Below are 15,026 nucleotides of genomic sequence, written 5' to 3'. Positions count from 1 at the left end.
AGACGTGTTTTCTATGGGGTATCTTATCGATAAGAGAAAATGTAACGCCTCAGGGACGGGCACCTCCACACCATCCAAATCGCTCCTTTCAGGAGTCTGAAGCGACCCGTTGGTATCGAATAGCTCAGAATGACCGTCACTTCGGCCTTAAAGGGCTGACTGACAGGCATCGTTCTGAGTGAAGTTGTTCCACCAGGACTTGCTCTGATCTCTCTGGAATCGCGCTGGCACCGAGTATTTTTTGTGTAGCTGATTCAGCCCTCAAGCTGCTGAATCAGAGGATTGACCATGGAAAAAAAGTTCTTCACTGCCGACGAAATCATCTCCACGTTTGGACTTTCGCGAGATCAGATTGAATCTCTCGTGCAAGAGGGCCAGCTCAAAGCCCTGGCCGATCGAGGGACATTCAAATACAAGCGTGAGGAAATCGAAGCACTGATTGCGGGGGGATTGACTCCGGCGAATCCCGTTGCGAATTCAGGCAACTCCGATTCGGATGTCATTTCGTTCGATTTTGATGGAGATTTTTCTGCCAGCCCGGATGCCGTCTCGTTCCTGGAACTGGATGAAGATGCTTTGGCGACCGCTCCCGTGAAAGGGAACGATTCTTCGAGCGATGTCTCTGTTGTCGATGACGGAGACGATCTTATGGATTTCCTGTCTCAACTCGAAGATGTACCCGCTGCTGACGAACCCACGATTGCCGATGAACCCGCCCAGGTACAGACGAAAAACAACTCCCTGACAGATCTGTTCAGTGACGATGATTTTGATGAAACTGCCGGCGGTACGGACCTGGATCTCGGTGATGCGGCTGCTCAAATCCAGCCCACCCCAGTTGCAGAAACCTCCAGTGGTTTTGTCCAGAACCTGATGACTGGCAGTGATGATACCTCCAGTGTGCATGGTGACGAACCCGCGCTTCAGGATGAATCGGGCATCGGGCTCGACTTTCCTTCGGAAGCGGCTGCCATGTCCGCCAACAATCTGGATTTTGAAGATTCCAACGAAAGCGAAGAGACTGGCATTCGTCTCGAACTTCCCGAGGAGGCGGGCACAATCATCGATGATGGCTCACTGGCCCTGGGGATGGAAGACAGCGGACTCTCGCTCGATACGGGCGAACCAGCGGCCGACGAAAGCGGTTTCATTCTCGATGCATCGAGCGATAGCAGTTTGCGGATGAGCACAGCCGACAGCGGGCTTTCACTCGATACCGGTGATAGCGGATTGTCTCTCGACACAGGCGACAGCGGTCTCTCGCTTGATACTGGTGACAGCGGCTTATCGCTCGATGTGGGCGACTCCGGCCTTTCGCTCGATATGGGCGATTCGGGTCTGTCTCTCGATCTGGCTGCTGACGATGCGGCTCCCGCACCAGATACCACCGGCACACAGCGTATGACGGTCAGCTCATCAGCCGATGATGATTTTGATCTCAGCGATGAACTTTCGCTGCAGGATGAAGAATCGCTGGTGGAATCTTCCTCGACCCAGCGTCTGGCACGAGAAGAGCAGTTCCAGGAAGAAGACCTCTTTGCCACTCAATTGCAGCAGGACTCTGCTGACGAAGTCTCGGAAGAAGACGTGACTCAGATGTTGATTCTGGGTGAAGACGACGATGCTGAGCCTGTGACAAAAGGGAGCGGCAAAGCGAAAGGCCGCAAGCAGGGCATCTCGGATCAGTTCACTCTGGGCGAAGAAGTCGAAGATCTCGAACTGACAGACGACCTCGAAGAAGCCGTCATTGACAGCTTCGACGATGACGACGAAATCGAATCTTTAGGCGGTGACGATCTCGTCATGGAAGACGATGATGAGGATGCGGTTCTGGCTGATGACGAAGACTTCTCGGAAGAGGCCATGCCGACGCGAGGTTCTGCACGAGCCGAGTCGGCAGCTTATGCACTCCCTTCGTTCGGTGTCCCCACGACCATTGCCTTGTGTCTGGGTGGACTATTCGTCGTCCTTAACGGCTGGCTGGTCTGGGAAGCGACTGCCACCATGTGGACAGGGGCCGAACCATCGGCTGCAGCCGCCTCGATCATTAACTCGCTGGCAGGTCTGATTGGTTAATGAACGCGAGTGCCCGGATGGCCAGCTGATGGGGGGCCTTAGATTCCCATTCACGATCGGGAAATGCACTCGTCAGACAATATCTGGCACAAACTGGCGATTTCGGGTACATCCACATCATTCAGCAGATTCCGTCCTGTTGACGACTGATTCTGCCGGCAGCGAGCAAGGAGGCTCGAACCATGTGTGGGATTTGTGGTTGCGTCGAAACCATTGGTCATGATCAAGCGGGAATCGCCAGCACAAAGGCCAAATCCCGTGTCGAATCGATGCTGCGCCAACTCGCTCATCGCGGCCCGGATGGTTCCGCGACTTTCTCGACGAACTTTGCCAGCCTGGGTCATGCACGTCTTTCGATCATCGATCTCGCGGGTGGTGCCCAGCCACTCTTTAACGAAGACCGCACACTCGCACTTGTTGCGAATGGAGAAATTTACAACCACCAGGAAATCCGCCAGGAACTCCTCTCGCGTGGTCATCACTTCCGCACGGGGAGCGATTGCGAAGTCATTGTCCACCTGTACGAAGAAGTGGGCACTGCCTGTCTCGATGAACTGCAGGGGATGTTCGCCTTCGCGATTCTCGATACCAGGCAGAAAACACTCTTTGCTGCCCGCGACCGCTTTGGTCAGAAACCGTTCTATTACTCGTGGCAGGCTGAACGATTCTCATTCGCCTCAGAAGCTTCAGCACTGCTCCCAGTCGGCGAGGCAGTATCTCAAGAACCCGCTCCCATCGATCCTGTGGCGCTGGATCAATACCTTTACTACCAATTCGTCCCTGCTCCCCGGACGTTGTTTGAGAATGTCAAAGCACTCCCTGCCGGTCATGCCCTTAATCTCCAGTTCAGCGAACCGGCAGCCGATACAGCCACTTCGGAACTGAGAACCTGGGCGTGGTGGTCGCCTCCTGTCCCGAGGCGTTGTTCTGCGACGTCATCGACCGCAGACTTCTGGCTCAACGATCTTGAAGCAGTCATCGATGAGGCCGTTCGCTCACATCTGCTGGCTGATGTCCCTGTGGGCCTCTACTTGAGTGGTGGCATTGATTCTTCACTTCTGGGAGCGTTGGCCTGCAAGCATATCCATGGCCGGATGCCGGCCTTCTGCATTTCGTTCCCTGGCTCATCGATGGATGAACAGGCCGCGGCTCTCTGTGCCGCCCGGCATCTGGGGTGCGATCTGGAAGTGGTTGAGTTTCACGATGAAGACTTTGTGGAACTCGTCGAAACCAGCGGGCAGCTACTTGATCTTCCCCTGGGAGATGCGGCGTTACTTCCTTTACTCAAATTGAGCCGCGTCGCCAGCCAGACAGTCAAGACAGTGCTGACAGGTGATGGTGGTGATGAACTGTTTGGTGGATACCGCAAGTACCGCGAGTCCGCGCAAGTTCCTCAATGGTGGCAGAATCTGCATAACATCTGGGGAGCTGCGCTCCCTGTTGAGCGACTCCTCTCTGTCGACGGCTCCTTCAGTGTATTCCGTCATTTCGTCCTCTGGAGTGCGCGGAACATTTTCTCCAGTCGGCGAGCTGATCTTCGCAAGCGAGGTTTCGACCCTCGGCAGCGTGCCAGCCTTTATCGATCAAGTTTTAAGGCTTTGCTCGGAGAGACGTTTGAGCTTCCCGAGCGAAGTCGCCATGAGGGCTTGACGTGGCTCGATCGGGCATTGCTCGACGATCAAGGCACGAATCTGGCGGATCGACTCCTCTTCAAGGGAGATCGCGCGACGATGGGCTATGGTGTCGAAGCCCGGGCACCATTTCTGGATCATCACGTGGCCGAATTCGCTGCGACACTTCCGGCGAACTGGATGATTCGCAGCAAAGAAACCAAGTACGCTTTGCGAGCACTGGCCCGCCGCCATTTGCCTGCCGAGATCACCGAGCGACGCAAAAAGGGTTTTTCGTTGCCACTCAAGACGTGGTTTGCCACATCGCTGGCCGATTGGCTGCATGACAAACTGCTGGCTCCTCACTCACTTTGGGATGAACTCTTCGAACCCTCTGCCATTGAGCAGCTTTTGCGCGAGCATCGCTCAGGCCGCGATAACCACGCCGACAGACTCTATAGTCTGCTCGTACTCAAAAACTGGATGTGCCAGAAGGCGACATGTGCAGCCACCGATCAGCACTCGCCGAGCTTCATGCCCGTCGAAAAACAGGCCGCATAGAGCAACTCGCCAGTCATCAAGGCGTCAATTCGCTGGCCTTGCGACCCACTTTGTCGCACAAGAAACGGGTTTTGGCTCGACAGTGACAGTGCAAACTTGCATCATCGTAGATTGATGTGAGTCTGGCAATTTCCCGTTAGCGATTCTCCAGCCCGCATCAATGTGTCTCCCGCTACGAAATTTCATTTGAGATGACGCGTATAGAGGCATGTAACAACATGCTTGCCCCAGGCTGCAAGCATGGCACAAAAAGCAGGATCGACCGGGCGAATGATCGATCTTCATCTTTGAGATCACACTTTTGAGTTCACAGTTGTTGTAGGGCGAGGGTTATGGCCGAGCGTTGTTATCTGGCAATCGATCTGGGTGCCGAGAGTGGTCGTGTCATCGCTGGCCTGCTGGATGGACGTAAAATCCGTCTCGATGAACTCCACCGGTTCGCCAATGGCCCGGTTCATCTGGGCGATACGATGCGCTGGGATGTCGTGCGCCTGTGGTCAGAAATCCAGACGGGTCTGGCCAAAGCCGCCCAGAAGTATGGCGACTCGATTGTTTCTGTCGGCGTTGATACCTGGGGTGTCGATTATGTCCTGCTGTCAAAAAAGGACGAAATCCTCGGCCAGCCTTATCACTATCGCGATCCGCGGACACGCGGCTTGATGGATGCAGCGATCAGCCAGCTCTCCCGCAAAGAGATTTTCGAGAACACAGGTCTCCAGTTCATGGAGATCAACTCGCTTTATCAGTTGCTGGCTTCCCGCCGATCCAGTCCCGAACTCTTCGATGTGGCTGATCGTTTCCTCATGATGCCCGATTTCTTCCATTGGCTGTTGTGTGGCAGCCGCGTTGTGGAATTCACCAATGCCACCACCTCGCAATGCTTTCACCCCACACAAAAGACATGGGCGTTCGACATGCTGCGCAAGCTCGATATTCCCACGCACATCTTCCCGGAAGTGGTGGCCCCCGGGACATCGCTGGGCCAGCTTCGCGAAAGTGTTGCCCGTCGCTCGGGCTTACCAAGGCTGAATGTCGTCGCACCCGCGACACACGATACCGGTGCTGCCATTGCTGCTGTTCCCGCGGCACTCACAGGAAGTACAAAATGGGCCTACATCAGCTCGGGAACGTGGTCACTCATGGGGATCGAATCGGCTCATGCCATTCTCACACCCAAGGCTCTCGAACTGAACATCACCAACGAAGGGGGCATTGATAACACATATCGAGTGCTGAAAAACATCATGGGGATGTGGCTCGTCCAGCAGTGCCGTAAATCGTTCGAAAGGCATGGTGCCAGCTACGATTATGGTCTGCTGACACAGATTGCCCGCGATGCCAAATCGTTCCGGGCCTTTATCAATCCCGATTCTCCCCTCTTCGTCGCCCCGGAGGACATGCCCGCAGCGATTCGGACTTACTGTCAGAAGACCAATCAGGAAGTTCCTGATGACGAAGGAGCTGTCATTCGCTGTGCACTCGAATCGCTGGCACTTAAATACCGGCAAGTCCTCGAAAGGCTGGAAGGACTCTCGGGCGAAAAGACAGAAGTGATTCACATTGTGGGAGGTGGCTCGCAGAATGAACTGCTCAATCAGTTCGCTGCCGACGCCTGTCATCGCCCTGTGATTGCCGGCCCGATCGAAGCGACAGCGTTAGGGAATGTCCTCGTGCAGGCACGCACCTCGGGAGAACTCTCGAATCTGGCCGACTTAAGAGCCGTCGTCCGCGAATCGGCCAGTGTCCGGCATTACGAACCTCAGAACTCAGCGGCCTGGGATGACGCCTATGCCCGGTTTATTAATCTCCCCGCTTTGCCAGCCTGAAAATCACCGATTCGCCTCACTTCAAAACACGACGACTCTCGAGCCTGCATCACGATCAGCACTCCAGCAGAGTTCCTATCGAAAGAGAATTTATGAATACCGTCCGATTTGCCTTAATTCTCAGTCTGGGCTGGCTGGCTCTCTTCTCTCCTGATGTTCAGATCTCACCTGCTATGGCGGCAGAAAAGGCGGCACCGCCCAACATTCTGTTCATCTTCAGCGATGACCTTGCCTATCAGGCCATCAGTGCCTATGGAGACGAGCGAAAGCTCCTCGAAACACCTCATATCGACCGTGTGGCGAAAGAGGGGATCCGCTTTGATCGCTGTGTCGTCACGAACTCGATCTGCGGGCCTTGCCGTGCCACCATTCTGACAGGCAAGTACTCGCATAAAAACGGGTTCTACAACAACACCAACTCACGCTTTGACAGCACCCAAACGACATTCCCTAAGCTGCTCAAATCGCAGGGGTACAGCACGGCACTCATTGGCAAATGGCACCTCATCAGCGAACCCACAGGCTTTGATCATTGGGAGATCCTGCCAGGGCAGGGCATCTATTACAACCCGCCCATGATCGCCAATGGCCAGAAGGTGCAGCGAGAAGGCTACGTCACCGACATCATTACGGATCGATCGATCGACTGGCTGAAAAATCGCGACAAATCCAAGCCCTTTCTGCTGATGGCACAGCATAAGGCTCCGCATCGCGAATGGTCGCCTGCACTCAGGCATCTGGGGTTCAACAAAGACAAACCGTTTGCCGAACCCGCGACGCTCTTTGATCAGCACAAAGATCGCGCTCAGGCAGTCGTTGATCACGATATGGGGATCGACCGCACCTTCACCAAGCTCGATGCCAAACTCGTCCCGCCTCCCGGCATCAACAGCACTCAACTCGAAGAATGGAACAAGTACTACCTGCCGCGTAATAACGCCTTTGAAGCAGCCCATCTTCAAGGTCAGGATCTCGTGCGCTGGCGCTATCAACGGTACATGCACGATTATCTGGCCTGTGTGAAGGCCGTCGATGAAAGTGTGGGCCGATTACTCCAGACGCTCGATGAAGAAGGCCTTGCCGAAAACACACTCGTGGTGGTTTCATCCGATCAGGGCTTTTATCTGGGTGAACATGGCTGGTTCGATAAACGCTGGATCTTTGAAGAATCTCTGCGGACACCTCTGCTCGCGCGCTGGCCAGCCGCTATTCCTGCAGGCCGCACGAATGGACAGATTGTCTCGCTGCTCGATATTGCCCAGACATTCCTCGATGTCGCAAAAATCGACGCACCAAACGACATGCAGGGGGCCAGCCTCCTGCCACTGCTGAAAGGGGATACGCCCGCTGACTGGCGAAAATCGCTCTACTATCGCTACTACGAATACCCTTCACCTCACCGCGTCAAGCCGCATTATGGCGTGGTGACTGATCGTTACAAACTCGTGCATTATGAAGGGACTGGTGAAGGCGAATGGGAACTGCTTGATCGACAGGTTGACCCCCAGGAAGTCAAAAGCTTCCATAACGACCCGGCCTATGCCCAGACCATGACAGAACTCAAAGACGAAATTCGACGTCTCCAGAAAGTGGTTGACGATCAGACGCCACCTCCCGCTAAGGCTTATGGGAATGCTCCGCTCGAATGGTCCCCCTTCGGCCCATTGAAGTAATTCGCATTCCCTTTGAAATAGCGATCTTTGTGTTCTGAGTGCCATGCTTGCAGCTCTGGGCAAGCATGTCTTTGCAATCTTCAACACGCGATTTCATTTTGCGATTCGTATATCTTGCCGGTTGATTAACCGTTTGATGACATTCAGTTCTCACAGAGTCGGAAGTTTTTCTCTACACCATGATCGATTATTCTCACGAGTTATCGCTGGCGCTCACCGCTGTCCGCAATGCAGCGGAAATCTGCCAGCTTGTCCAGCGGCGGATTGGCCATTCTGCCATGGCCAAGTCTGACAAAAGCCCCGTCACGATGGCCGACTTTGCCAGCCAGGCGGTCATTCTCGAAACCATCGGCCGAGCCTTCCCGAACGATTGCCTCGTCGCTGAAGAAACTTCGACCGAACTGCAGCAGGAGCCGGAGCTGCTTGGTGAAGTGACGGCTCTCGTTCAGCGATTTCATCCGCAGGCGACCAGCCAAAATGTCTGTGAGTGGATTGATCGTGGCGACGGCGAGGGAGGTTCTCGCCGCTATTGGACACTCGACCCGATTGATGGCACCAAAGGCTTTCTTCGCAAAGAGCAGTACGCGATTGCTCTGGCCCTGTACGATGATGGGCAGCTCGTTCTCGGTGTGCTGGGTTGCCCCAATCTCCCGGCTGATCCCGCCCGAAATCTCATCAATCCCGAAATCACTCCCATCAATCAGGCTCAGGGAGGATTGTTTTATGCTGTCCGTGGAACAGGGGCCTTTGTGACCTCGCTCGATGGCCATCATCTTCCCCGGCCCATTCATGTTTCCACATCGCACAATCTGCACGAGTACCGCGTGTGTGAATCCGCCGAGGCCACCCACAGTCGGCACGATGCTTCCGCCACGATTGCCCAGTCTTTAGGAGTCGCTGGCGAACCCGTGAGAATGGACAGCCAGGCCAAGTATGCCTGCGTGGCCAGTGGCAGGGCAGAGATCTATCTTCGCCTGCCCACTCGCGCCGGTTACAGGGAATGCATATGGGATCATGCGGCTGGTGTGATGGTCATTGAAGCCGCCGGTGGCAAAGTGACGGATACCACAGGAAAAGAACTCGACTTTTCACAGGGCCGGCATCTTTCCGCCAATATTGGAGTTGTTGCCACAAATGGAATTCACCACGAGAAAATCGTGGCCGCCGTCGTGGCACAGCAGCAGAGTTTGGCAGCTCAGCAATAATCCGTAGTGAGCAGAACGGGCAGTAAACTTCGCATCTGTCGTCTGATTGAGAATTATCCATGTCAACATCGCGTGCTGAAATCCTGAAGGCGATTCGCCGACACCTGCCGGAATCTTCCCCTTTGCCACCTCTCGACGGGCCGTGGATTCAGTACCCCGATCCCAGGGATCAATTCGGCAATGTGCTGCAGATGATTGGCGGCCGAATGGTGCATGTCCCCCATCTGGAAGCTGTCGCGAACGATCTGCAAAACCAGGCACTCTTCGCTCAGTCAAAAAAGGTGCTGTGCGAAGTGGAGGGTTTAACATTCTCTCCAAGTTCAGCGATGAGCCTCGTGGATGTCGACTCCGTGGTGGCTGCCGGCACCATGGCCGATGTTGATTTTGCCATTCTTCCGGGCGAGTTCGCTGTGGCCGAGAATGCCGCTGTCTGGTGTGAAGGGAGCAAAGTGCGCCATCGGGCTGAATACTTCATCTGCGAACATCTGGCTCTCGTGGTGCCAGCAGGAAAAATCGTGAACAACATGTTCGAGGCCTACCAGCACCTGAGCTTTCTCACACGCGGGTTTGGTGCCTTTATTGCCGGGCCATCGAAGACGGCTGATATCGAGCAATCACTGGTCATCGGCGCCCATGGCCCGAGATCGCACACGGTCTATTTTGTCGATCAGCTCTCAGAGAGATAATCGACATTCATGGGACGCTTTGTGCCATGCTTGCAGCACTGGGCAAGCATGGCACAAATAACACCGCGTTATGATTTCCACGAAAACGTGTAATGCAATTAAGGGGCTGTGGTGGCCAGGTTGTTTTGCACGTTTCTCACGCCGGGCTCCAGCCTGACTAACTGTTCGGCCAGACGCCTTTGATCTTCACTGACCACGTTGCCAGTCAGTACCGCGACACCGTCGGCATTCATGGCAATCTGCACACCAGCTAAAGCTGGCTGCTTATAGGCCAGCTTGTTGAATCGGGCTTGCGTGTTCAAAATGATCTGGTTGGCGACAGGCTTGGGGAAATCAAACGCAATTCGCTGCTGAGGGCGAATGACAATCTGCTGGCTCGCGCCACCACCGTTCTGACCGCCAAAATTGTTCTGGCCACCAAAGCCACCACCATTGAGCTGCTGCTGAATCGCGCGATCAACGCCGCCCCGCTGATTATTCTGGTTACCACGCTGGTTCTGACCCTGGCCATTGGCGGCATTGGCCTGGCCCACAAAGTTAGTGGCGCCAAAGTTCTGCCCCACGAAACCACCGGTCCCCGTCCCCTGTTGTCCAAAGGCCGAGAGACCAGCCCCAATTCCTGTCAGTGGAGTGCTCCCAAAACCTGTCCCGGCAGCCGACTGGGTACTGCCGCCACCGCCACCCATTCCGGGCATGGAGCTGCCACCAAAAGCTGAGCCTTGACTTGCGCGCGGTGCGGAAGAACCACCGGTCGTACTACCGCTGGAACGATTCATCTGTTGGGCGTGACAGGTCGTCATGAAGGCTGAGGTCATGGGCAGCAATAAGGCCGCCGCTAATCCGCAGTTCAGGATTCCTCGAACCATTTTGGCATTCCTACAACAATTCGCACTATCCGCGACCAAAATCCCGCACGTCTGACATTCAGCACTACCTTCATCGGATAGTCTCGCGCGCGATCCCGGATTTGAACACCTGAATTCGGCCTCTGTTTCGAGAAATTCCTGTAGTCGCCCCATCACTCACGCAGGTTGATCACCCACGTGTCACACTGTGAGGAAAGTTCTTTTCGACAATTCGTCGGCAGCATTCGTGGAATGGACACTGTTTTGAGAGTTTGCAACATCATGCTTGCCCAAAGCTGCAAACATGGCACAAAGATTGATCCTTGTTTTGTAACATTAGGATTCAATAAAGGTTACGCAGATTCAGATCTACTTGATCTGGTCAATCAGAGCGGCGGTTTTCTCGTCATTCCAGAGGTTGGCCTCAATCTGGAATTTGATGTCGATGTCACCCACTTTTCCCGGGAATCGAGCCGTGATCTGCACATAGCGTGTCCGGGAGGTCATGGCTTCCCCTTCGAGAATTCGAATGGGAACCTCACGATTGCCAATCAGTCGCTTCACGATCTGCTCTTCGGGAGCATTGAGTGGCTCCAGTTGTGGATAATTGCTGTCCACCTGTTCGAGCGCCGCTTCGAAGGGTGTTGGCTTTTTGCCTATATCCGGGCCAATGGCTCGCGGCTGGAACTGGAAGATCCTCAACCAGCCCCGTCCATCCTGCTGGCGGTAGAAGATCGCCCGCATCAGAAAGAGAAAGTTATCCATCGACTGTGCAGAGTCAGGTGTAAACCCTTCTGGCACATTGAGTTCCATCACCTTGGCGAGTTCTTCCTGAACCTGCTCAGGCTGATTGACCAGACTGGGATTCATGACGTTATTGAAGATCAGGCCCATGCCGCAGCAACCCACAATCCCGACGCCCCCCACGATTCCGAGGATCATCAATGTGCGGCTGACTCGGCGTTTGGGCCGTGGTGCCAGAATCACGTCTTCGGTTCCCGTCGCCATGTCGAAATTCCTTCGTAACATTTGATTGACAAATGTTTTATATCGATTTTCAGGTGCTGAATGCTGCTGATTTGTCGCTGCCGGTGACCCTGCTCAGTTCTTTCAGATCACTTTCATGGAGCATATCGCCCCTTGCCAGAGGCTGCCAATCTCGTCCGCGCGGCTGGGAGTCTTCGTTTCGTCACCCGTTCAGCGAACAGGGAAACGTTCAATCTCATCCAGGATTGTAGCCCGCAGGTTTTGTCGAGAACCTGGCACGGGCTCGTGGCGTCTTTTTCTATGGAGGGGAAGGGCTGTCAACGTAGGCCAAATGGCTTCCAGAGACAGAAGTTCCTTGGCGATCTACAATTCTTGCGGTTTCGCAGAGCGGTTTGCCCCCTGCATCAAGAACTGAGACAATGGTAAAGCGACCTTCCGTCCCGAGTTTTTCGAGACAGGGAAAGATGATTCCCTGTTCAAAATCTGAGACGAAGTACAACTTGAAATGAACCTCAAAAAGCCAGCAAAACCCCCAAGCTGCAAGCATGGCACACAGCACTGTTGGCTTGTTTCCCGTTGGAATGCATCGAAGTTTTCACGAGTCTTTGACCTTCAAGGCCTGTTATGAGTCTTTTTCTGCCGCATATTGAACGAATTTCTGGCTATGTCCCGGGCGAGCAGCCTCAGGAAACAGGCTGGATCAAGCTGAACACCAACGAGAATCCATATCCCCCTTCACCCAGAGTGGCAGAAGCCATTCAGGCTGCTGCGACCAGTCGGCTGAATCTCTATCCCGATCCTTTAGCCACCAACTTCCGCCGCATTGCCGCCGAAGTTTATGGCGTTGATCCCGATCAGATTCTCCCCACAAATGGCAGTGATGAAGTCCTGACCATCATCACCCGTTCGTTCACCGGGACGGGTGATCTCATGGCTTATCCCTATCCCAGTTACATTCTTTACGAGACTTTGGCTGATCTGCAGAATGTTTCTCACCAGCGGCTGATTCTCGATAATCAGTGGAACTGGTCGAAAGAGCGTGTCGGGCCGGTCGTTCACCGGGCCAAGGCCGTCTTTGTCCCCAATCCGAACAGTCCTTCCGGGAACTGCTGGACGACTTCTCAGATTGCGGAACTGGTGCCGCCGGAAGGTGTGCTGGTTCTCGATGGGGCCTATGCCGATTTTGCGGATGAAGCTCAAACAACAGAGATCCTCAACGCCGATTTCGGCGACCGGGTGGTCATGACACGCACCTTCAGCAAATCGTACAGCCTCGCGGGGATTCGTTTTGGCTTTGCCATCGCCCGGCATGACATGATTGCCGGCCTGCGCAAGGTGAAAGACAGCTACAACTGCGACAGCATCTCGCTGGCAGCGGCCACCGCAGCCATTGCTGATCAAGCCTGGATGCGGGCCAACGTCGCACGAATCCGCGAAACACGAGCCTGGCTGACAGATCAATTGATTCAACTCGGGTTCACTCCCACGCCCAGCCAGGCCAACTTCGTCTGGACGACACACCCCAGCAGCAAACATCACGACATTTATCTGGCACTGAAAGCTCAAAAAATCCTCGTGAGATACATGAAGTTTCCCGGCGTCGATTGGGCGGCAGATCGCCTGCTCGATGGCCTGAGAATCACCATCGGCACTCGTGAAGAAGTCGCCGCCTGTGTCGAGGCGTTGAAGCAGATCGTCTAGCTGGATCGCGCCAAAGAGAGAAACCACGAACTATTGAATAACATCCCGATGAATCCTCTTTCCTGATGAATCCCACGTCAGGTAGTCTGCCGTGTAGTCCGCAGCTGATTGACCCGGGACGGAAAAATCTCAAATTCCTTCAACGAAAATCGAGTTATGTCTTCTCCACGCCAGGCCACCATTCAACGCAATACGTTCGAAACCAAAATTCGGCTGTCACTCAACCTCGATGGCAGTGGCCAAGCCCAGGTGGCGACTGGCGTTGGTTTTCTCGATCACATGCTGACGTTATTTGCTAAGCATGGTCTCTTTGATCTCGAAGTGACCTGCGATGGCGATACTCACATCGATGACCATCACTCGACCGAAGATATCGGAATCTGCCTCGGCAAAGCTCTCCTTGAGGCTTTAGGCAACAAAGCGGGAATTGTCCGCTATGGCAGCATCACCTTGCCTATGGAAGAAACACTCGTCACTTCGGCACTCGATTTGTCGGGGCGTGTGAAATTCATCTACAAGGTCGAATTCCCCACCGAAAAGATCGGTACGTTCGATACCGAACTTGTGGAAGAGTTCTGGCAGGCTGTGGCGGCCAATGCACTTATGAACCTGCACCTGGTGCTGCATCACGGCACCAACAGCCATCACATCAGCGAGGCCATTTTCAAAGGCACAGCCAGAGCCTTAAGACAAGCGGTGGCAATCGATCCTCGACAAACAGGTGTCCCTTCTTCCAAAGGGACGTTATCAACTTAGGCCTGACTTCAAGACCCTTTCGTGAAGTCTGTTCGCTGACAGCCCGGACGAGTCATGGTCGGGTTTTGTACGAATTGCGCATCGTTCATCAACAAACCGTACTCGCCTCCCCATTCAAAAAACGAGTAGTCTCGTTCTCATTCGCGATATTCGAGTTTGATCGTGAGCTGAGTGAATCCGGGGAGCAATATGGTGATTCGATGGAGCTCTAATACGCTTTCCATGAAAAAATGGCGCTCTGTGTGCCATGCTTGCAGCTCTGGGCAAGCATGTCTTCTCAACCAACACCGCGCAATTATCTCCCGGGAAACATGTAAGCGAGCGATTTACCTCGCTGCTTTCCTGCTCATCCTCGTGTGTCAATCAGATCGATTCACGCAGGCTGACGATGTGACGGTCATCGCGGCTCCCATCCCCGTGGTGACATCGGATCGATCCGGGATCTTCCCAGAATCCTGGCTGAAGCCTTCCATTGCTGCCAGTGGTGGCGCACTCCCGGCAGCAGAATTTGAGCGTGTCCAGCGGATTCTTGTCCCGGCACTGGCGAAGTACCCCGAAGCACTTCTGAAGCAGCACCTCAAAACGATTTATGTGCTCTCGGAATTGAAATACAGCGGGGTCATTACAAGTGGTACAAACTCGCGGAATGCGGTCTATCTCAAGATTGGCGATGTCAATAAAGGCTTCACCGATGCTCATAACGAAGCCGTCTTTCATGCGGAGTTATCGAGCATTCTGTTGAGGAATCAGTCGAAATTCCTGGCTGAAAATGCCTGGAAGTCGGTGAACCCGCCCGACTTCAAATATCTCGGGAGTGGTGTGGATGCTGTCAAGCAGAAGAAGGCCGGCTTGAAGCTCGATGAAAAACTTCACGAGCAGGGGTTTCTCAAGGAGTATGCTCAATCCAACCTGGAGAATGACTTCAACGCCTTTGCAGCAATGATTTTCGCCGGTGACGGATCGATCTGGCCGATTGCCGAGAAGCATGCCGCCATTCGCAAGAAGCTCGATCTGACCATTGGCTTCTACCACCAGCTCGACCCGGTGTTTACCGAAGACTACTTCCGTAAGCTCGGCGCGTCATCTGCTGCTCCATAGCC

General features: G+C 54.3%; 11 protein-coding genes. 9 read left to right on the top strand and 2 right to left on the bottom strand.

The features are described from left to right. Positions 1-288: 288 nt before the first annotated feature. From PLIM_RS17605 to PLIM_RS17580, 6 genes are all read left to right on the top strand, one after another. Positions 289-2,076 (top strand): RNA polymerase I-specific transcription initiation factor RRN3-like family protein, encoded by a 1,788-nt coding sequence (locus PLIM_RS17605; RefSeq protein WP_013111666.1) that lies wholly within the window; start codon positions 289-291, stop codon positions 2,074-2,076. Between the two features lie 182 nt (positions 2,077-2,258). Continuing rightward, positions 2,259-4,247: an asparagine synthase (glutamine-hydrolyzing) gene (asnB, locus tag PLIM_RS17600; protein WP_013111665.1), complete on the top strand. Its 1,989-nt coding sequence runs from the start codon at positions 2,259-2,261 to the stop codon at positions 4,245-4,247. Between the two features lie 332 nt (positions 4,248-4,579). Further along, complete coding sequence (locus PLIM_RS17595; protein ID WP_013111664.1) at positions 4,580-6,073, top strand: rhamnulokinase; 1,494 nt, start codon at positions 4,580-4,582, stop codon at positions 6,071-6,073. A 92-nt stretch (positions 6,074-6,165) separates the two neighbouring features. Continuing rightward, positions 6,166-7,746 carry a sulfatase family protein gene (locus tag PLIM_RS17590; protein ID WP_013111663.1) on the top strand — a complete coding sequence of 527 codons (1,581 nt, stop codon included), beginning with the start codon at positions 6,166-6,168 and terminating at the stop codon, positions 7,744-7,746. Between the two features lie 179 nt (positions 7,747-7,925). Further along, positions 7,926-8,951, top strand: a complete 1,026-nt coding sequence (locus PLIM_RS17585) for a 3'(2'),5'-bisphosphate nucleotidase (protein ID WP_013111662.1) — start codon at positions 7,926-7,928, stop codon at positions 8,949-8,951. Between the two features lie 59 nt (positions 8,952-9,010). Further along, positions 9,011-9,637, top strand: coding sequence for a LutC/YkgG family protein (locus PLIM_RS17580; protein WP_013111661.1), 627 nt, complete (start codon positions 9,011-9,013; stop codon positions 9,635-9,637). A gap of 98 nt (positions 9,638-9,735) precedes the next feature. On the opposite strand, the gene PLIM_RS17575 is transcribed toward PLIM_RS17580, so the two are convergent. Further along, positions 9,736-10,503, bottom strand: a complete 768-nt coding sequence (locus tag PLIM_RS17575; protein ID WP_013111660.1) for a BON domain-containing protein — start codon at positions 10,501-10,503, stop codon at positions 9,736-9,738. A gap of 348 nt (positions 10,504-10,851) precedes the next feature. Further along, a complete protein-coding gene (locus PLIM_RS17570; RefSeq protein WP_013111659.1) occupies positions 10,852-11,490 on the bottom strand; it encodes a hypothetical protein in 639 nt (212 codons plus the stop codon). Between the two features lie 603 nt (positions 11,491-12,093). Here PLIM_RS17570 and hisC point away from each other — a divergent pair. From hisC to PLIM_RS17550, 3 genes are all read left to right on the top strand, one after another. Then, entirely contained in the window at positions 12,094-13,170 is a 1,077-nt protein-coding gene (gene hisC, locus PLIM_RS17560; protein WP_013111658.1) for a histidinol-phosphate transaminase, read from the top strand. Between the two features lie 156 nt (positions 13,171-13,326). After that, positions 13,327-13,926, top strand: coding sequence for an imidazoleglycerol-phosphate dehydratase HisB (gene hisB, locus PLIM_RS17555; protein ID WP_013111657.1), 600 nt, complete (start codon positions 13,327-13,329; stop codon positions 13,924-13,926). A 390-nt stretch (positions 13,927-14,316) separates the two neighbouring features. Continuing rightward, positions 14,317-15,024, top strand: a complete 708-nt coding sequence (locus PLIM_RS17550) for a hypothetical protein (RefSeq protein WP_148227173.1) — start codon at positions 14,317-14,319, stop codon at positions 15,022-15,024. Positions 15,025-15,026: the final 2 nt, after the last annotated feature.

This window comes from Planctopirus limnophila DSM 3776, from assembly GCF_000092105.1.
Lineage (GTDB): Bacteria > Planctomycetota > Planctomycetia > Planctomycetales > Planctomycetaceae > Planctopirus > Planctopirus limnophila.
Note: the sequence above shows the minus strand (reverse complement) of the source record. Positions and strands in the feature narration are given on the sequence as shown.